The following is an 18769-nucleotide window of genomic DNA, read 5'->3' on the forward strand; positions in this document are numbered from 1 at the left end:
AAAGAACAATCGTTTCTTTCGTTATCACCGCGTCTCTCAGCGGCGACTTTTATAATATATCACAGGCGCCTAGTTCAATGCAAGTGTTTTTTAAAAAAAGTTTTTTGGAATCTATTTCCGACTTGCATCTTGCTGTTTGGCGCGAGAACTAATGTACCACGTTCCTCCTGAACACGTCAACCTTTTTTAATACCAAATTCCGAAACTGTCGGAAGTGCTAATGGTATTGGGCGATGAAAGATATGTTGTTCCTACGACGAATTAAACGATAAACCACTGCACCCCGATCATCAGCGCGACGCCGGGCAGCCCGAGAACTACCGCCGTTCCGATCGTAACCGGGTTAAGCGGAATTTGGACGCCCGGTATGATTCCGGAGTCGTTTAACACATAAAGGGCGGCCGCGGCGAGCAAAAAGTGGACGCAGAAGCTGCTCAATCCGCGCCAGGACACGCGGTGCCGGACCAAGACGAATAACAGCATTAACGAAGAAACGACAAACAATACGAGCCATAACGTCTTCATTTTAGACCCCCCACCATTCCGGCCACTGCTTGCTTTGCTTAGCCATTCGCAATAACATTTCGTATCGCTTCTCTGCGGAAATAATCGCATATACCGCGTAGTCGACCTGATCGTCGCCGACCGCATATTCAAAAAACTGTTTCGCGTTTAGCCAATCTCTTTTGGCCTCTTCGATTTCGGCCCGGAGCTTCTCCATCCACTCCAGACTCCCTATAGGACTGTTGATGGATAGGCTTGCCGGTTTCTTTTCCAACCCCTGCTCGGGCATGCTCATCGCGTATCCCTCCCACGCTTGTCCGGTATTCTTTTCGTCCCTACTATATGTATAAAAGAAAGAATCCGAATAGAACGCCGCTTTACGGCAAACGGCAAATTTCCCGAACAAGGTGGCGAGATCGATCCTAAATAAAAACGGCGCCGTCCGGGGAAGGGAGACACCGCTACACAAAAAAGAACGAATGAGTCTGCAGGCTCATCCGCTCTTTGTCATCGCTATTAAATTAAGAGAGCTCCCGGCGCCCTTCCAGCGCTTTCGATAAGGTCACTTCATCCGCGTACTCCAAATCTCCGCCAACCGGAAGGCCGTGCGCAATCCGGGTAACCCGGATGCCAAACGGCTTGACGAGGCGCGAAATGTACATGGCCGTCGCTTCACCTTCAATGTTCGGATTGGTCGCCAATATAAGCTCCTGCACGCGCTCGTCGCTCAATCGGCGAAGAAGCTCGGCAATCCGGATCTCGTCCGGCCCGACGCCCTCCATCGGGGATATGGCCCCTTGCAGGACGTGGTATTGCCCTTGATATTCCTTCGTCCGCTCCATCGCCACCAGATCTTTCGATTCCTGAACAACGCAAATGACGGACGTATCCCGCCCTTTGTCCTGGCAAATATGGCAGGGGTCGACATCGGTAATATTGCAGCATACGGAACAATAATGAAGATTCCGCTTTACGCTGACGAGCGCCTTCGCAAAATCGATCACATCGTCCTCTTTCATCCGAAGGACGTAAAAAGCAAGCCGGGCGGCCGTTTTCGGCCCGATGCCCGGCAGTCGGGTAAAGGAATCAATTAATTTCGCTATCGGTTCTGGATAAAACAAACAGGCGCAGCTCCTTTCAAGCCGAGCAGCCCGGACAAGCTTAGAACAAGCCCGGGATTTTAAGGTTTCCTGTATATTTGCTCATATCTTTGTTCGCCATGTCGTCGGCTTTGGCCAGCGCATCGTTCACGGCAGTCAAAACGAGATCCTGCAGCATTTCGACGTCGTCCGGATCTACGGCTTCCGGTTTAATCGCCACGCTGAGCAGCTTCTTATGTCCGTTCATCGTGACTTGGACAACCCCGCCGCCGGCAGTGCCTTCGACGGTTTTTTCGCCGAGCTGCTCCTGGGCTTTCAGCATTTGCTCCTGCATTTTTTTCACTTGCTTCATCATTTGATTCATATTGTTCATTATCAATCACCTCGAATGGGAATGGTTTACCACATAAGAATTTAGAAGTTTCCCGCTTATTCCGGAACTCCAATTCTTATTGGCGATAAAACCTGCCGCTAAACGCGGCCGCACATCATCGAAAAGCCTCGATAAAGTTTTCTCAATCTTCTTTCACGACAACCAAATCTTCGCCGAACAGCTTGACGGCCTCCTCGACCCACGGCGGTTCGCCGGGTTCGCCGCCGCCCGCTTCCTCCGGCTGCAGCTGAAGCGGCTCGCCTCTCTGCTCTGCGGAGCCCCCGCCGGCGGAAGCCGAATGCCATTCTTTCTGCAGCACGGTTGCCAAACGCAGCGGTTTGCCGAAAACATCCTGCAGCACCCGCTCGATAATTTCGCGGTTGGCGGGCTTTTCGGTCGTTTCCCTATGAATCGTATTCTTGAAAGCGATGAGAACCGTATCGTCGGCCGCCGCAACCGGCTCCCCGTCCACCAGCCAAGCATGGACGGTAATTTTCGTTTCCTTCACGCGATGAAGCACTTCGCCCCATCTCGACCGCACTTGGCCGGTAGCCGGCGAACCGGCTGCCGCCAGAAACGGATCCAGCTTGACGGCCGTTCGCATGAGGCCGCCGGAGCCAAAGCCGCCGCGGCCGCCCACGGCGTTGCGCTGGCCGGACGGACGCTGCGCCGCTTGTGCGGCGCCCCGCTCCGGTTCGCCGGAACCCGCCCCGCTTCTCGCCAGCTGCTCCAGCTTGCGCTCAAGCGCCTCGACTTGTTGGCGCAGCCGCTGCAGCTCGGCGGAATCGGCGGCGGGTGCCGCTCCTTGGCCGGCGGAAACCGAGGCGCCCGAGGACGACGCGCCGCTGTCGGCGCACAGCTTCATGAGCGCAACCTCAAACAGCGTCTGAGGCTGCAGCGCGTGCTTCATCTCCGTCTGATAGCGGTTGAGCGTATCGATTAGCCGGAAGAGCCTCTCCGCGTCGAAGGCATCGGCCATCGCGCGGAACTTGCCTTCATCCACGACCCGTTCGGTTACCGCTCCGCTGCTGGGCGCAAGCTTCAACACAAGCAGGTCGCGGAAATAATAAATCAGGTTCTCCATGCATTTATCGGCGCTTTTGCCGGCTTGCATCAGCTTCTCGACTAACGGAAGAGCCGCGCTGACATCCCGGTCCCGGACCGCTTCGGCCAGCTCGTAGAACTGGTCCGCAGCCAGACCGCCGGTCACTTCGACGGCCCCCTCCAGCGTGATCCGGCCGCCGCCGAACGCCGAAGCTTGCTCCAACAGGCTGATCGCATCGCGCATGCCGCCTTCCGACAGCCGCGCAATATAAGCGATCGCGTCCTCGTCGGCGGCGATGTTCTCCTCCCTGCATATTTGCAGCAGCCGCTCCGTCTGCTCCGGCAAAGAAACTGGCCGGAAATCAAACCGCTGGCAGCGCGAGATGATGGTCGCGGGCAGCTTATGCGGCTCCGTGGTCGCAAGAATAAAAATAACATGCCCGGGCGGTTCCTCCAGCGTCTTCAGGAGCGCGTTAAACGCTTCCGCCGTCAGCATATGAACCTCGTCTATAATATATACTTTATACCGAACTTCGGAAGGCGCATACCTAACCTTCTCCCGGATGTCGCGAATTTCGTCAATGCCCCGGTTGGACGCGGCGTCGATCTCGATAACATCCATGACATGCCCGGCGGTTATGCCGCGGCATGCGCCGCATTCGTTGCAGGGCTCGATCGCCGGGCCGTGCTCGCAGTTGACGGCCTTCGCCATGATTTTTGCCGCGGTCGTCTTGCCGGTTCCGCGCGGGCCGTTGAATAAGTAAGCATGCGCCACCCGGTTCTCGCGGATTGCGTTCTGTAACGTTTGAATAATGTGCTGCTGGCCGACCATATCCCGAAACGTCTGCGGACGCCAGGCACGATATAAAGCGATATGTGTCACGCGGACCGTTCCTTTCCAGCTTGCCGTTAACGGACATTCGTCTCGATTGTTCTATTATACAATAAGAGTACGGCAAGCAAAACCTTTATCCGAATCGGGCCGGATGAGCCGAATCCCGTTCGGAGGCGACGAAACAAACAAAGCGCCCCGGCAGCCATAACGGAACTCCGCAATGGCGCATAAGGCGCTTAATCATTCGCATCAATCATATAATGAATAGTATCGTATTAATACCGTGCACCTGTTCCCGATACATGCGATCCAGGCGGCTTCCTTGTATCCTAGCTCGAGCCAGGCACTCCCCCGGCACATGAACAAACTTGCTTACGGCTGCTTCCTTCCGGACCTGACCGGGTTCACAAGCGTCCATTGCGGAGGACCCGACTGTCAACACTATTCACAAATGCCAGACCCTACATCGGCATGACCTCAAACAGGAATTCAACCCCGCTACAGCGGATTGCGAGTTACAGGGCACCGCTACCTCCCCGTCTAGCACGGCACAGATAAGTATAGCGGATTCGTGTCGAAATCGCAACCTCAGGTCATAAATAACCTCTATTAGGTGTCCGGTGCCAATTCCGCATTATTGGGAAACATCGACATGCACGTCATAACGGGGCATATTGAATTGAACGACTTTATGCACTTGGGCTCTCAATCTCTCCAATTCCTGATCCGGCACGCTTGGTTCGGCGATGACATCGACATCCAGCCTGCCTCCGTTAAAGCTTAGCCTTACGTCCCTAATGCCGTCGATCGGCTCGAGCACCTGACGGACAAACTTCCCGTCGCTTCCGTAATTCAAGTAAGAATACCGGTTCGGCAGGTTCGGATTGCTGTTGGACGCTCCCAGATACCCGTCGTGGCCGTAACTTTGTGTATGGCGGGGAGTCGTGTCGTTGCCGCAGCCGGCCAATGCCGCAAGCAGCGCGACGGCCGCAAAACCCCACATAAATATACGCAGCTTCCACCGTTGCTGGCGCCGCATTCGTTTGGTATTAGACATATAAAAACCTCCCTTTGACCATAGGATGGCTAAGGGAGGTTCTTGTATTCTGCCAAATGAAGGCAAAACGCACACGGCTATTAGATGCCGTATTTCTTTTTGAAACGATCGACACGGCCGCCTACGTCCACGAATTTCTGCTTGCCCGTGAAGTACGGATGGCATGCGGAGCAAATTTCGACGCGCAGATCCTTCTTAACGGAACCTGTCTCGAAGCTGTTGCCGCAAGCGCAAGTAATAGTGGAAACGTGGTATGTCGGATGAATATCTTGTTTCATCTCGTTCACCTCTTTCTGCCCTGGATCACATGCGTATCCAGAGTTCAAATCGCACATAAAAAAATTATATCATGCCGGCCTATGCGATGCAATGCATATTCGATCGGGTATTGTTGGCACTAACGTCTCAACGGCGAGCCGCGTAATAGGACGGCGGCAAGTGAGTGAAGGAGCCGATCACGACATCCGGCAGCTCTTGCCTGTAAATTTCGAGCATTTGTTTCATTCCGTAGATTTCGCCTTGCGGCTTCGGAATTAGCTCCAAATAGCTCTCGGGATCGATGTTCAAGTTACGCATCTGAATCATGCGAAGGCCGGTGCGCTTCGCAAAACCGATCATCGCTTCGATCTCTTCCTCCCGATCCGTCACGCCGGGGAAAATCAAATAGTTGATCGACGTGTAAACGCCTTTGTCCGTCGCGTATTTCAGCGATTTCTCCACGTTGGCGAGATTGTATGCACGCGGTTTGTAGTACGCGTTGTAATGCTCGTCCAGCGCGCTGATCGTGCTGACCCGCATCAAATCAAGACCGGCGTCCACGATGGCGCGGATAAAATCGGTCAAGCCCGCGTTCGTATTAATGTTGATGTAACCAAGCGACGTCAGGCTCCGAACGCGCCGAATCGCTTCGACGATGATTTTCGCCTGCGTCGAAGGCTCTCCTTCGCAGCCTTGCCCGAAGCTGATAATCGAATCGGGCTTCTGCAAATGCTCAAGCATAACCTCGACGACCTCGTCTACGGTCGGCTTAAAGTTCATCCGCGTTTGCGGCGCCACGAATCCGCTGTCGTCCGGCTGCTCGGAGATGCAGCCGAAGCAGCCCGCATTGCACGAATACGACACGGGTACGCCGCCCTCCCAGCGCTGGAGGAACGTATTCGACGAAGTCAGGCACTCGTAGCCAAGCGCGCAATGGGACAGGTGCTTATAAAGCCGGTTCTCGGGATATTTGCCGGTCAGATATTCGACCTGGTTTCTCACTTCGTCGCGGTCGCAGTTCAGCGGATCCCATTTCTCCGGATCGTCGCTTTGCTCTGCAGCCACGAAAAATTGTCCATCCTTCCACACGACCGACGTATAGCCGAACAACGGGAACTTTTCGTTCTTGTCCGTCTTGGCATAGCCCGGAAGGGCAAGCCGCGTGTAGCCTTGCGGGAGCAATGCTCCGACCGCCTGCACATTGCCCGGCAGCACTTGCATTTCGCCCGTTTCCGGGTCCAGTCCGACCGGACGCGTATGAGGCAATCCGACAAGCGTCGCTCCGCTCGGGAGCGGAATCAGCTCGTCTTCCATCAGTTCTATAATCATGTCGCCGCTCCGGCCGAGTCCAATCATATCCGGATGGTCAAACACGTTGCCGTTCTCGTCGGCATAAACGAGATTCATGCTGCTATTCTCCTTCCACTTCCGCCATCGGCCCCGTTACTTGGTGCGCGGTGCCGTACGGCGGCCCGAAGCTTGCCCGCCTGTATTCGTTCTAACGACCGGCCGTTCGGTCTTATGCTCTTCCGACGTGTCGAGCGACATCAGAAACTCGCTGTTGTCCTTCGTTTCCTTCATTTTTTTCAGGAAGCCGTCGATAAATTCAAGCGAATCGTTCATGTTTTTGCGAATGGCCCATACTTTCTCCAGCTCTTCCTTCGTCAGCAGCATCTCCTCGCGGCGCGTGCCCGAACGGCGAATGTCGATCGCGGGAAAAATGCGGCGTTCCGCCAGCTTGCGGTCCAGATGAAGCTCCATATTGCCCGTGCCTTTAAATTCCTCGTAAATGATATCGTCCATACGGGATCCGGTCTCGATAAGCGCGGTAGCCAGAATCGTCAAGCTTCCGCCCTCCTCCACGTTGCGGGCTGCGCCGAAGAAACGTTTCGGGCGGTGGAACGCCGCGGGATCGATACCGCCGCTCAGCGTACGGCCCGACGCGGGCACAACGAGGTTGTAAGCGCGGGCAAGACGGGTGATGCTGTCAAGCAAAATGACGACATCCTTCTTATGCTCCACCAGACGAAGAGCTCGTTCGAGCACAAGCTCCGCTACTTTAATGTGGTTTTCGGGGAGCTCGTCGAATGTCGAAGACACGACCTCGCCTTTTACAGAACGCTGCATGTCCGTAACTTCTTCGGGACGCTCGTCAATCAAAAGCACAAATAACTCGATATCCGGATTGTTCGTCGAAATGCTGTTGGCAATTTCCTTCAATAGCAACGTTTTGCCCGCTTTCGGCGGCGCTACGATAAGTCCGCGCTGTCCAAGCCCTACCGGGGCCAGCAAATCCATAATTCTTGTGGAAAGTTTGGATGAAGTCGTCTCAAGCACAAGTTTCTTCTGCGGATAAAGAGGAGTTAAAGCCGGAAAATGCAAACGTTCGGAAGCGAGATCGGGATTCGTTCCGTTTACCGCGTTCACCTGGAGCAAGCCGAAATATTTCTCGGTTTCCTTCGGAGCCCGGCACTTGCCGGATACGAGGTCGCCCGTGCGAAGATCGAACTTGCGGATTTGGGAAGCGGATATATAAATGTCTTCCTTGCTCGGCAAGTAATTGATCGGCCGCAAAAAACCGAAGCCTTCAGGGAGAATTTCGAGCACGCCTTCCATAAACATGAGGCCGCCGTGTTCGGCTTGCGCCCGTAAAATCGCAAAAATCAATTCTTTCTTTTTCAATTGACCATAATAAGGAATCTGGTATTGCTTCGCGAGCTTATACAGCTCTGTCAATTTCATCTCTTCCAGATCGCTGATCTGAAGATCGGTCATGTTCTCACCACTTTATTCAGTTTTCAAAAGCTTACATTTGCTTCAACAGCTTTGCCGGAATCGGCGCCGTCTATTCCTAGGAACGGCGCCTGGGCTTCCGGTTTTTGACCCGCGGCCGACCATAAAATGACGGGAAACGTCATACGGTCGCGTCCCTGATGATACGGTCCGTAAAGACCGTATCGTCATACGCTGCCGCTACGAAACCGTCTCGCGCCACACTTCGGCGCCCAATCTTTGCAGATTGTCGACCAAATGATCGTAGCCCCGGTCAATATATTCGACGCCGGCAATTTCCGTAACGCCTTCTTTGACCGTGAGCCCCGCCACGACAAGAGCAGCGCCCGCCCGCAGGTCCGCCGCACGGACTGCAGCGGCATTCAGGCTGCCGCCTTCGATGACGGCCGACCGGCCTTCGACCCGGATGTTCGCACCCATGCGAATAAGCTCGGGCACATGCTTGAACCGGTTATTGTATACATAATCCGTCAGAATGCTTACCCCGCTCGCCTGCGTCAGCAAGCTGGTCATCGGGGATTGCAGGTCTGTCGGGAAACCCGGATAGACCAAAGCTTTCACGTCGACGGCCTCGTATTCCGGCATGCCGACGATCCTTATGGATTCGTCCAGCTCTTCCACCTGTACGCCCATTTCGATCAGCTTGGCCGTCATCGCTTCCAGATGCTTCGGAATGACGTTGTCGATCAGAACGTCGCCCCGCGTGGCCGCGGCCATAATCATATACGTGCCCGCCTGAATGCGGTCCGGAATGATGGAATGGCGGCAGCCGTGCAAGCTGTCGACGCCTTCTATGCGAATCGTTTCGGTCCCGGCGCCTTTGATCTTGGCGCCCATGGCGTTGAGAAGTGTAGCTACATCTATGATTTCAGGCTCTTTTGCCGCGTTTTCAATCGTCGTATAGCCTTTGGCTCTCGAAGCCGCCAGCATAATATTTATCGTAGCGCCAACGCTGACGACATCCAAATAAATTTTCGCGCCGCGAAGCTGTTTCGCGGATATCCGTATCGAACCGTGATCGTTCGTTACGGTCGCGCCAAGCGCTTCGAAGCCTTTAATATGCTGATCGATCGGTCTCGGTTCGAAGTTGCAGCCTCCCGGCAAGCCGATCGTCGCTTCGCCGAACCGCCCCAGCATCGCGCCCATCAAATAATAGGATGCGCGAAGAAGCTTTACTTTGCCGTTAGGCATCGGCTTGGACTGCAAACGGGATGGGTCGATGCGCATGACGTCGCCGTTCCATGTTACCGAAGCGCCCAATTCCTGCAATATTTCGCTGTATACCGCCACATCGCTCAAATGCGGCAAATTGTCAAGGACAACTTCCGATTCTGCCAATAATGCGGCAGGCACTAAAGCTACCGCGCTATTTTTTGCTCCGCTAATTTGAACGGTTCCCCGCAGCTCTTTGCCGCCGCGTATCATCAGTTTCTCCATCAATGTGTATCCTCTCATGTTTTGGAAGACCAAATAGGATGCGGCAAGCAAGCGGAGCCGCTTGCTTGCCGCATCAGGCGAATTGCACCCGCTCGCGTAAAGGGCAGGTTATGCCTGATTGCTGCTTCCGAACAGACGGATTTTTTCGCGTACGACCGCCTTCATCGCATCGCGCGCAGGCGTCATATATTTGCGTGGATCGTAAACTTTGCTGTCGGATGCCAGCTTCTCGCGGATCGCATTCGTGCAAGCTACTTGGTTTTCCGTATTCACGTTGATTTTGCCTACGCCGGCGGCAATAGACAAGCGGATCGCTTCGTCCGGAACGCCCGAGCCGCCGTGCAGCACGACCGGAACCGGAATCGCGTCCGTAACTTTCTGGATAATATCGTAATGGATTTTAGGTTCGCCCTTATACATGCCGTGCGCCGTTCCTACCGCAATGGCAAGGCAGTCCACGCCTGTTTCTTCATAGAAACGGATCGCTTCTTCAGGCTTGGCGAGCGACGCGTGCTCTTCGTCAACGCTAATATCGTCCTCTACGCCACCGATCGTACCGAGTTCGCCTTCGACCGAAACGCCCATTGCGTGAGCCGCTTTGACGACTTCTTTCGTAATGGCGATGTTCTCTTCGAGCGGATAGTGGGATCCGTCGAACATAACCGAGGTGAAACCTGCGCGAATACATTTCATCGCCATCTCAAAGCTGCTGCCGTGATCCAGATGAAGAGCGATCGGCAGACCGGATTGCTTGGCCGCCGCTTCGGCAAGCGCGACGGTATATTCAATCCCCATGTACTTCAGCGCGCCTTCGCTTACGCCGAAAATAAACGGCGATTTCTCTTCCATGGCCGCTTCCGTAATGGCTTGAGCGAATTCCAGGTTATTCATGTTGAACTGACCTACGGCAAACTTGCCGGCCTTAGCTTTCGGCAAAAACTCATTCATTGATACGAGTGGCATAGTTGGTCTTCCTCCCAGTTCATTCTTTTTGAAAAAGATAAAGCTTGTCTATGACAGGTTATCCTGAGTCATTATACCACAATGAAGCGGACAATAGTATTGCCCGGGCGGCCCGGGCCGCTTGTCCGCAGAAGAGGATGGCCTGCCAGCAATTATAATGGCTTTTGGTCCGATGGGGACAGATATGAAGCGATTTTAATGTAAAGTTTAAGGAACCTCATATTGGCGCGCCGGATGCGACGGATGAACGAAGGGGTGCGGGCTTGCCTGGCCGGCAAGACGGAATAACGCTGGAAGCACGGAGAAAAAAGAGGCATGTTCGGGGCCCGTCAGGACCCCACCGCAAAGCGGTTGTTCGGGCTGTCGCCCCGCAATTGCATATTGACCGCAATCCGCATCTCGTCGATGTCGAACGGCTTCGTGAAATGCATGAGAGCGCCCAGATCGGTCGCTTCTTTAATCATGTCGAGCTCGCCGTAAGCGGTCATCATAATGACTTTAATATCTTTATTGATCGACTTGATATGCTTTAAAATTTCAAGACCGTCCATCCCGGGAATTTTCATGTCGAGCAGAACCATGTCCGGCGAATGTTCCTTAACGATCTCGAGCGCAATCTTGCCGTTTGACGCCTGATATGTATGGTACCCTTCGCTGTTGAACACTTCCATTAACAGCACGCGAATCCCGTTCTGATCGTCCACGATCAACACGCTTTTCTTATCCAATTTGACCCTACCTCCCGAGAGCTGTCACAGGCCCCTAATATTGGTCACTCCCCAATTGCTTAGGTATTCGAGGGATAAGATGGATAATCCTTCTTTTCCCGGGCAAAAAAATGCCGCCCGCTCTCCCGCAAGGGAAAGCAGACGGCATGTTACAGGTCGGTATACTACTCCGAAAGGCTCAGCGCGGCGCGGACAAAACCGCGGAACAGCGGCTGAGGACGGTTAGGGCGCGACGTAAATTCCGGATGGAATTGAACCGCAAGGAACCAAGGATGATCCGGCATTTCGACCATCTCGACAAGGCGGCCGTCCGGGCTTGTGCCGGAGATGCGTAGACCCGCCGCTTCGATCTGCTCGCGGTATTCGTTATTGAATTCGTACCGGTGGCGGTGACGCTCGTACACAAGCTCGCCGCCGTATTCGGCTGCGGCAAGCGATCCCGGAACAAGCTTGCACGGATACAAGCCAAGGCGCATCGTACCGCCCAGGTCCTCGATATCCTTCTGTTCAGGCAGCAGATCGATCACCGGATAAGGCGTCGAAGGATTGATTTCCGAGCTGTTCGCGTTCTCGAGACGAACGACGTTCCGCGCGTATTCGATAACCGCTACCTGCATGCCGAGGCAAATGCCGAAGAACGGGATGCGGTTCTCGCGTGCGTAACGGATAGCCGAAATTTTGCCTTCGATGCCGCGGTCGCCGAATCCGCCCGGCACCAGAATGCCTTGCACGCCTTGCAGCTTGCCCGCTACGTTCTCGTCCGTCACTTCCTCCGCGTTCACCCAGCGGATCTTGACGTCGGCGTCGTTATCGATGCCGGCATGGCCAAGCGATTCGACGATGCTCAAGTAAGCGTCGTGCAGCGCCACGTATTTGCCGACGATCGCAATTTCCACGCGTTTGTGCAGCGATTTGACGCGCTCCACCATCTGGGTCCATTCGGTCATGTCCGCTACCGCTTCCGGCAGCTTCAAATGGTTGCACACGATATCGTCCAGCTTCTGCTCCTGAAGCAGAAGCGGCACGTCGTACAGCGTGGACGCATCGATGCATTCCACGACCGCACTGGCGTCGATGTCGCAGAACAGGCCGATCTTCCGCTTCAGCTCGTCCGTCAACGAGTGCTCGGTACGGCATACGATAACGTTCGGCTGGATGCCGATGCTGCGAAGCTCCTTCACGCTATGTTGGGTCGGCTTCGTCTTCACTTCGCCGGCCGCCTTGATAAACGGCACGAGCGTTACGTGAATGTACATGACGTTGTCGCGGCCGACATCGCTCTTGATTTGGCGGATCGCTTCAAGGAAAGGCAAGCTCTCGATGTCGCCGACCGTGCCGCCGATTTCCGTAATGACAACGTCGGAACCCGCTTCTTTGCCGGCGCGGTATACGCGTTCCTTGATCTCGTTCGTAATATGCGGAATAACCTGCACCGTTCCGCCCAAGTATTCGCCGCGGCGCTCCTTCGAGATGACGTGGGAGTAAATTTTGCCCGTCGTCACGCTGCTGTTCTTGGAAAGATTGATATCGATAAAGCGCTCATAATGGCCGAGGTCAAGGTCGGTTTCCGCACCGTCGTCCGTAACGAAAACTTCGCCATGCTGATACGGGCTCATCGTTCCCGGGTCCACATTAATGTAAGGATCGAATTTCTGGATCGTTACCTTCAATCCTCTGTTCTTCAACAACCGTCCGAGAGACGCCGCCGTAATCCCTTTGCCTAAAGATGAAACGACGCCGCCGGTTACAAAAATATATTTCGTCACTGTGCAGAAAACCTCCAAGCTCCTATTAATTAATGTTTAGGTTTGCCCAATTATTTCGCAAACATGGATCGATGCGCCAAGAAAGGACTGTCCATATTATGGACAAGCGGAAATCGTTCGCGAGCGCCCCGGAACCGGGACGGCAACGTTTCGCCTATGGAATATAAGGGTGCTCTCGGGAGATAAGCGGTAACGATTCGTCGTTCTCGTTCTATATGTCCTTGATTGGGGAAAACGCCTTTTCGAGGCGTTCATTCGAACACGAAAAAATGCAGGGAAGAAGCCCCTACAAACAAAAAAAGTGACACCCGTAATGTACGGGGCACTTTCACGAATCGCCTGTTATTAAGGTTATTTGTTAACCAAATCTTAAGCCCATGCTATAGTTTACCTTCGCCGATAAGTCATGTCAAGCACGAAACGGCGCACAATCCTTGTCAGTAATTGTCGCCGTTTCCTGTTCTTTTGAAGGTAAATGTTATCGCTCGTCCTCGTCTTCGTCGAACTCGTCGATTTCTTCCTCGTCGGCGTCCAGTTCGTCCTCGGCGTCCTCTTCCTCGAGATCCTCGCCGTCCAGAACGACCTCTTCGTCGACTTCCTCTTCGTCTTCGGCATCCTCGAACAGATCGTCTTCGCCGTCTTCGTCGTAGACGTCGTAATCCTCTTCGTCGGATACGTATACTTCTTCCTCGTCGTCCGCGTACAGATCCTCGTCGTCGTCCTCGTCGTTGATGATGCGCGGCCGCTTGGAGTTCGCGATCGGATCCTCCGAACGCTCGACCGGATACCAGCGCTTGAGGCCCCACATATTCGACCCGACGCATGCGAAACGCCCGTCGATATTGATTTCCGTATATACGTGCGCGATCACATCGTTAAACTGTTCTTCGCTTAAGCCCCGGATCTTGGCGATTTCCTGAATGAGATCGCGGTAATAAAACGGTGTATTCGCTGCTTTAAGCACTTCGAAGGCCAGATCGACCATCGGCATCTCGCTAACCCGCTCGGGATCGAGCTTCAGCGCGTAATTGCTGGTGCTCATACCGTCACTTCCTCTCTTGCCAATATGGTGGCGTACAGTTCCATCATTCACATTTTCACCATATAGTAAAACCTATTTCCTATGAAAAAGCAAGCATACGCTTTAGCCCTTCCCACACCCGATATTGCGCGCCCTGTGAACTCCGCACATCATCGGGTTAATCCGCACAAAAAGGGAAGCTTTGTCCGTTAGGACATAGCCGGACTGATTGTCGAAGACGGCCGCGCAGCAGGGGGGCTCATTGGGGTTCCTCCATTGGAGGGGTTTGGGGAGGGGCATCAAAACGAAAAAAAGCGAAAGGGGGGCCCTTTCGCTTTGACTGTATCCGCCCGGCGACGGCATTTAGGTGCCCCCGGGAATGCAAGAGCCGCTAGGGCTCTTAATCCATCGTATGATTCACAACGTTTTTTGACACGGTTTCATGCCTATTTGCCGGAAAAAAGGCAGGTTGCTCATGCATGCGCCCCTCCCCCCTCATACAATATGGCAGCAACGTCCGTCGGGAGGGAACGTCAACTTGGATATGAACGCTTTTCTCCGCTGGCTGCGGGACACCGTTGCGAGCGCCCGCCAGAGTGCGCATAAACAAATTATACGATTCCAGCGTCCTGGCGATTACCGCCGTTTCCTGCAGGATTGGTCGGAAGTGAAACAGAACGATTCGAACTCCGCCTCGCCGTTGAGCTTAGTGAAACCGATACCTATCATTCGCGGCATTTCCTGCCCGCTGCCCTTCATCGATACGCCCGGCCGCTTCTCGGAAGATATCGTGATCGAGCATGACAGACGAATCGCCGTCCACTCGTCCCCCCAGAAGTCTTCCTTGTTCGACAAAGGCATTCCCTGGGGCGTTCAGCAAATTAAAGCCCCTTTAATATGGGGCACGACGACCGGCCACCGGGTCAAGGTCGGCGTCATCGATACCGGCGTCGATTTCAGCCACCCGGACTTGCGGCACTCGTTGTCGCGCGGCATCAACCTGCTCAACCGAAGCATGCTGCCGCATGACGACAACGGCCACGGCACTCATATCGCCGGAACCATTGCCGCGGCCAACCAGTTGACCGGCATGATCGGAGTTGCGCCGCGTTCGCTTATTTATCCCGTCAAAGCGTTCGACCATAACGGCAGCGCCTTTGTGTCCGACATTATATTGGGCATCGATTGGTGCGTCCGTAACCGGGTTAACGTCATTAACATGAGCTTCGGCATGAAAACCCGCAGCAAAGCGCTGCTGAACGCGGTAACGAACGCCCACAACGCCGGGGTGATCATAGTCGCTTCATCCGGCAACGACGCCAAACGCCGGTCGATCGACTATCCGGCTCGATATGCTTCGACAATATCCGTAGGCGCTACGAACAAGCTGCGGCGGATTGCGCCGTTCAGCAACCGCGGTGCCTATATTGATGTTTATGCGCCCGGCGACAAAATTATATCCGCTTGGCTTCGCGGCAAATACCATGAAATGAGCGGCACGTCGATGGCCACCTCCCATGTGTCTGGCGCGATCGCCTTGCTGCTCGCCTATAAACCGGGGCTGTCCCCTACCGAAATCAAGACGATACTGAAGCGCTCCCTCGTTCCGCTTAGAGGCGTGAAAACCCGCCGAAATATCGGCGAGCTGGACGTCACCCGCATGATTCAAGCCGCCGAGCGCCTGTAGCTTGGCGGCCTTCGTTTGGCTGCGGCGGATCATCTCTAATCTTATAGGCTGCTTCACCCAACTCGTGAGCGGCTACTTGCTGCGCAACAGCCCGCGCCTCGAATCCTTACCGTGGATCTCAGATTACATCGGCCCCTATGGGAAGCCTATCATGAGGAGAAGAATTCCTAAGGCAAAGAAAGACTTTAACGATGTAATCTTAACCTGCACAATGAAACCGCTCCATCGCTTAGCGGTGCGACCCGCTAAACGTCGGGCGGTTTCATTGAATAACTGCCACGCCTTGACTAACATTGCCGCCATGTCGAGCTGACTTGGGCGATGCAGCCGATTTTGTCCGCATTTGCCCGCGCGGAGCGGTTCGCGCAGACGATTAGCCCGTGGACCGGGGCCGAAGGCTTTACCGAAGCGTATTCGCCGTCGATCTTATGTCTGCTCGACTATACGGAACGGCTGTGCGGCATTCTTCCGGCTCCGTCCGGCGAGCTATGGTTTACCGCCCTGCGGCCGTACGCTTTGGACCATGGGGAGGATCCGACCGGAGAAACCGCCTACGGCCGGACGGTGGACGGCATCGCATTCGAGCTGCTGAACGGCATGGAGCAATCGGAAATTTACCGGAACGGCGAAAGCTGGATTCGATTCCCGGCGGGCATGCCATTCGGGCCAAATACAGCCTTTGGCAGTAGACGTTAGCCGTCAAATCCGGCGCCAAGAAGGGCAGCACCGGCGAATCCGGGTAAACGAGGGCGGGATCGCCGAGATGCGGCGTATCCGGCACGTGCCAGAAGCGGGGCGACAGGTCGTGGCCGGTATCGAACGCGCTGAACGCCTCCACGCAGCCGGTGCCCCGCGTGTTGCGGTTAAAGGCGAGCCAATCGTCGTAGCGGGCCATCGCCTCGTACATGCGACCGACATCGTACAGAAAGCCAATACGAACAGCAAAACGAATATGGCGATCAAACGGTTGCGCAACGAATAAAACACGGCTTGCCCCCTCCCCGCCCGGCTTCGTCGGCCGGACAGCATTTCTCGTTGTGCCCCCATTATATCGGCTGCGGCCGATCGTTCCAATGGGAGAAGCAATTTTTTTCGACAAGCAGAGACGATCTTCGTCGTCCAAGTCTTAGGGACCGCCTTATAAATTGTTATAAAAAAAGCGCAGGCGTCGGCGCCTGCGCGATATGCACATCCTGACCGTCGGCCCAGAGCGGCCGGCGTTCGGGGCGTGGATATAAACGTTAAAACCGGACAACCGCCTTTACCATATTCGCCTTGTCCTCGACGCTTCGGTCCATTGCGTTCTGGATATCGTCGAAATCGAACAGATCGGTCACGATGCCCTTGACGTTCACTTTGCCGGACGCGACCAGATCGATCGCCGTCGGGTAAATGTGGCGGTACCGGAACACCGTCTCGAACCGGAGCTCCTTGTCGAGCGCCATCCCCATCGGCAGCGTCATTGATACTGAAGGTTTTTTGAGCAGGATAGTGTTGGGTTTTAAAATATATAAACAAAAGAGCGGCAACTAAGATGCGGAATAAAGTCTTAGTTGCCGCTTTTTTAGTGCAGATGCCAGCACCGCCATTCTTATATTTTTGCTGTTGTTTCATTAAGCGAGCTGTCTTATTGGTTATTTTTAAAACAGCGCTGATTTTTAATAGAAATATTTACATCCTCGAATTCTCCAATTTCCAATACTTGGCGTTTGCTTATTATACTTTTGCACAAAACCGGGATTTGATTTTGTACATATGTCTTAAAAAACACATTTTGTTACCAAAGGTATTCTTTTAATTCCTCACAAAGTGCTTAGCAATGGCAAACCTCAACACTTTGGAGAGTGTAGTAATTCGCTTGATTATCCGAAATAAGAAAAAAAAGAGAACATCCACAGGGACGTTCTTCTTTTAATAGCGGCCACGGTGCTCAGTCCTGTTTACTGGCTGGCTCGGCCGCGTCAGCCGACCCGGCCTGCCCGCCGCCGAACACCTCCTCGACGAGCTTCGGAATCGCCTTCTGGAACGCCGCTGCCAGGGACATGGCGACGTCGTCCACATAATTCACGGAGGCGGTCAGGGTCTTGCTGCCGTCTGGCGTGCTGTACATCAATGCCGCGTAGCCCGAAATGCCGCCGTTGTGGGTGATGATGGTAACGTCGCCGTTCGGACCGGCGTTCTGCACGAACACCCCCAGGCCATACCCGATTTTGGGATACGGCTTGCACATCTCGGCCAGCAGCGGGGCCGGGAGGAGCTCGCCGCCCATTAGCGCGGAGATGAACGTGTGGAGATCCTTGGTGGTCGAGATCATGTCGCCGCCGGTGGAGATCCAGGAGGGGTTCTGGCGGGTGATGTCGACCGTCTTCTGCTCGCCGGCGTCCTCGTACCGGTAGTAGGCGTGGGCGTGTGGTTCGGGGATCTCCGGCTGCGTGTCTGGTACCACGGTACCAGACAGCCCAAGCGGCCCCAGAATCAACCGCTGCATCTCCTCGGCGAGCGAGCTGCCGGTGACCTTCTCGATCAGCAGCCTGGCCAGCACGTAGTTGGTGTTGGAATAGCTCCAGTCCGTTCCCGGCTCGAATCGCGCCGGCTTGGATAAAGCCAGCTGTACCAGCTCCTCCGGCCGGTAGGTCTTGAACCGGCTGTCTACCCACTCCTGGCCCTGCCAGGGGATCCCCGGCACGACCGTCCCGTCTTCGTAATACTCGCCGGTGAAGTTGAACACCCCGCTGGTGTGTTGCAGCAGCATCCGCACCGTGATCCGCCGGTCCAGCCCGAACTCAGGCAGGTAGTCTACCACCGGGTCGTCCAGCCCGATCCTGCCCTCGGCAACCAATTGCAGCACCACGGTCGCGGTGAAGGTCTTGGTGTTGCTGCCTATCCGGAAGTGCCCGTTTGTAGGCGGCTTCGCCTCCTCGCCCAACCTGCTCACCCCGGCGCTGCCGACCCACTCGCCCTGCTCATCGTTCACGCGCAGCTGCACCCCGAGGAAACCGGAATCGACGATCTCTTGGATGGCCTTCTGCAGCTCCGGGCGATCCTGACCGGCAGCGAATCCTTTTTCCTTCATATTTTCTAACGAACTAAAATTTTCTGTTGTTTTCTTTTCCATTTAATTTCCCTCACTTTACTTTTTTATCAGTCCTATTGTTTTAAACTACAGACTCTCTCCCAGCTTGGCGTCTTCCTTTATCAAAGAA

17 protein-coding genes, 1 other RNA gene and 2 pseudogenes are annotated in these 18769 nt (G+C 54.6%); 2 read left to right on the forward strand and 18 right to left on the reverse strand.

Annotated elements, in window-relative coordinates; all coding sequences use genetic code 11:
• Positions 1-261 precede the first annotated feature (261 nt).
• From ACFSW5_RS20380 to rpoE, 15 genes are all read right to left on the reverse strand, one after another.
• Positions 262-525: a pro-sigmaK processing inhibitor BofA family protein gene (locus ACFSW5_RS20380; RefSeq protein WP_379277207.1), complete on the reverse strand. Its 264-nt coding sequence runs from the start codon at positions 523-525 to the stop codon at positions 262-264.
• Between the two features lies 1 nt (position 526).
• Positions 527-799, reverse strand: a complete 273-nt coding sequence (locus ACFSW5_RS20385) for a YaaL family protein (RefSeq protein ID WP_379277209.1) — start codon at positions 797-799, stop codon at positions 527-529.
• Between the two features lie 226 nt (positions 800-1025).
• On the reverse strand, positions 1026-1625 hold the full coding sequence (gene recR / locus ACFSW5_RS20390; RefSeq protein WP_379277212.1) for a recombination mediator RecR: 600 nt from the start codon (positions 1623-1625) through the stop codon (positions 1026-1028).
• A 40-nt stretch (positions 1626-1665) separates the two neighbouring features.
• The gene (locus tag ACFSW5_RS20395) at positions 1666-1977 is read right to left on the reverse strand and encodes a YbaB/EbfC family nucleoid-associated protein (protein ID WP_379277215.1); all 312 of its coding nucleotides are present in this window, start codon (positions 1975-1977) and stop codon (positions 1666-1668) included.
• Between the two features lie 142 nt (positions 1978-2119).
• Positions 2120-3904 (reverse strand): DNA polymerase III subunit gamma/tau, encoded by a 1785-nt coding sequence (gene dnaX / locus ACFSW5_RS20400; RefSeq protein ID WP_379277218.1) that lies wholly within the window; start codon positions 3902-3904, stop codon positions 2120-2122.
• Between the two features lie 233 nt (positions 3905-4137).
• Positions 4138-4405, reverse strand: an RNA gene (gene ffs / locus ACFSW5_RS20405) — signal recognition particle sRNA large type.
• An 85-nt stretch (positions 4406-4490) separates the two neighbouring features.
• Entirely contained in the window at positions 4491-4913 is a 423-nt protein-coding gene (locus tag ACFSW5_RS20410; RefSeq protein ID WP_379277220.1) for a hypothetical protein, read from the reverse strand.
• An 80-nt stretch (positions 4914-4993) separates the two neighbouring features.
• Positions 4994-5191, reverse strand: coding sequence for a 50S ribosomal protein L31 (rpmE, locus tag ACFSW5_RS20415; RefSeq protein ID WP_379277223.1), 198 nt, complete (start codon positions 5189-5191; stop codon positions 4994-4996).
• A 127-nt stretch (positions 5192-5318) separates the two neighbouring features.
• Complete coding sequence (locus ACFSW5_RS20420) at positions 5319-6578, reverse strand: radical SAM protein (protein WP_379277225.1); 1260 nt, start codon at positions 6576-6578, stop codon at positions 5319-5321.
• A gap of 36 nt (positions 6579-6614) precedes the next feature.
• Entirely contained in the window at positions 6615-7946 is a 1332-nt protein-coding gene (gene rho, locus ACFSW5_RS20425) for a transcription termination factor Rho (RefSeq protein WP_379277228.1), read from the reverse strand.
• Between the two features lie 198 nt (positions 7947-8144).
• Positions 8145-9401: a UDP-N-acetylglucosamine 1-carboxyvinyltransferase gene (locus ACFSW5_RS20430; RefSeq protein WP_379277230.1), complete on the reverse strand. Its 1257-nt coding sequence runs from the start codon at positions 9399-9401 to the stop codon at positions 8145-8147.
• Between the two features lie 108 nt (positions 9402-9509).
• Positions 9510-10364, reverse strand: a complete 855-nt coding sequence (gene fba / locus ACFSW5_RS20435; protein WP_379277233.1) for a class II fructose-1,6-bisphosphate aldolase — start codon at positions 10362-10364, stop codon at positions 9510-9512.
• Positions 10365-10693: 329 nt separating this feature from the next.
• Positions 10694-11092 (reverse strand): response regulator, encoded by a 399-nt coding sequence (locus ACFSW5_RS20440; RefSeq protein WP_379277236.1) that lies wholly within the window; start codon positions 11090-11092, stop codon positions 10694-10696.
• Between the two features lie 164 nt (positions 11093-11256).
• Positions 11257-12858 carry a CTP synthase gene (locus ACFSW5_RS20445; RefSeq protein WP_379277238.1) on the reverse strand — a complete coding sequence of 534 codons (1602 nt, stop codon included), beginning with the start codon at positions 12856-12858 and terminating at the stop codon, positions 11257-11259.
• Between the two features lie 478 nt (positions 12859-13336).
• Positions 13337-13900 (reverse strand): DNA-directed RNA polymerase subunit delta, encoded by a 564-nt coding sequence (gene rpoE / locus ACFSW5_RS20450; RefSeq protein WP_379277240.1) that lies wholly within the window; start codon positions 13898-13900, stop codon positions 13337-13339.
• 517 nt (positions 13901-14417) lie between these two features.
• On the opposite strand from rpoE, the gene ACFSW5_RS20455 reads away from it, so the two are divergent.
• Together ACFSW5_RS20455 and ACFSW5_RS20460 are read left to right on the forward strand one after the other, a co-directional pair.
• The gene (locus tag ACFSW5_RS20455) at positions 14418-15566 is read left to right on the forward strand and encodes a S8 family peptidase (RefSeq protein ID WP_379277242.1); all 1149 of its coding nucleotides are present in this window, start codon (positions 14418-14420) and stop codon (positions 15564-15566) included.
• Positions 15567-15857: 291 nt separating this feature from the next.
• A pseudogene (locus ACFSW5_RS20460) lies at positions 15858-16220 on the forward strand (MGH1-like glycoside hydrolase domain-containing protein); the annotation flags it as partial.
• A 1-nt stretch (position 16221) separates the two neighbouring features.
• Here ACFSW5_RS20460 and ACFSW5_RS20465 read toward each other — a convergent pair.
• From ACFSW5_RS20465 to ACFSW5_RS20475, 3 genes and pseudogenes are all read right to left on the reverse strand, one after another.
• A pseudogene (locus ACFSW5_RS20465) lies at positions 16222-16473 on the reverse strand (MGH1-like glycoside hydrolase domain-containing protein); the annotation flags it as partial.
• A gap of 334 nt (positions 16474-16807) precedes the next feature.
• Positions 16808-17029 carry a hypothetical protein gene (locus tag ACFSW5_RS20470; RefSeq protein WP_379277244.1) on the reverse strand — a complete coding sequence of 74 codons (222 nt, stop codon included), beginning with the start codon at positions 17027-17029 and terminating at the stop codon, positions 16808-16810.
• 467 nt (positions 17030-17496) lie between these two features.
• Positions 17497-18681, reverse strand: coding sequence for a serine hydrolase domain-containing protein (locus ACFSW5_RS20475; RefSeq protein ID WP_379277246.1), 1185 nt, complete (start codon positions 18679-18681; stop codon positions 17497-17499).
• Positions 18682-18769: the final 88 nt, after the last annotated feature.

This window comes from Paenibacillus thailandensis (assembly GCF_042685365.1).
In the GTDB taxonomy this organism is placed as follows: domain Bacteria; phylum Bacillota; class Bacilli; order Paenibacillales; family Paenibacillaceae; genus Paenibacillus_AP; species Paenibacillus_AP thailandensis.

Coding starts and splice junctions, on each gene's coding strand:
- ACFSW5_RS20475 (WP_379277246.1), bottom strand. CDS start 18,681: ATGGAAAAGAAAACAACAGAAAATTTTAGTTCGTTAGAAAATATGAAG.
- ACFSW5_RS20420 (WP_379277225.1), bottom strand. CDS start 6,578: ATGAATCTCGTTTATGCCGACGAGAACGGCAACGTGTTTGACCATCCG.
- ACFSW5_RS20395 (WP_379277215.1), bottom strand. CDS start 1,977: ATGAACAATATGAATCAAATGATGAAGCAAGTGAAAAAAATGCAGGAG.
- fba (WP_379277233.1), bottom strand. CDS start 10,364: ATGCCACTCGTATCAATGAATGAGTTTTTGCCGAAAGCTAAGGCCGGC.
- rho (WP_379277228.1), bottom strand. CDS start 7,946: ATGACCGATCTTCAGATCAGCGATCTGGAAGAGATGAAATTGACAGAG.
- rpmE (WP_379277223.1), bottom strand. CDS start 5,191: ATGAAACAAGATATTCATCCGACATACCACGTTTCCACTATTACTTGC.
- rpoE (WP_379277240.1), bottom strand. CDS start 13,900: ATGAGCACCAGCAATTACGCGCTGAAGCTCGATCCCGAGCGGGTTAGC.
- ACFSW5_RS20380 (WP_379277207.1), bottom strand. CDS start 525: ATGAAGACGTTATGGCTCGTATTGTTTGTCGTTTCTTCGTTAATGCTG.
- ACFSW5_RS20430 (WP_379277230.1), bottom strand. CDS start 9,401: ATGGAGAAACTGATGATACGCGGCGGCAAAGAGCTGCGGGGAACCGTT.
- ACFSW5_RS20385 (WP_379277209.1), bottom strand. CDS start 799: ATGAGCATGCCCGAGCAGGGGTTGGAAAAGAAACCGGCAAGCCTATCC.
- ACFSW5_RS20470 (WP_379277244.1), bottom strand. CDS start 17,029: ATGACGCTGCCGATGGGGATGGCGCTCGACAAGGAGCTCCGGTTCGAG.
- ACFSW5_RS20410 (WP_379277220.1), bottom strand. CDS start 4,913: ATGTCTAATACCAAACGAATGCGGCGCCAGCAACGGTGGAAGCTGCGT.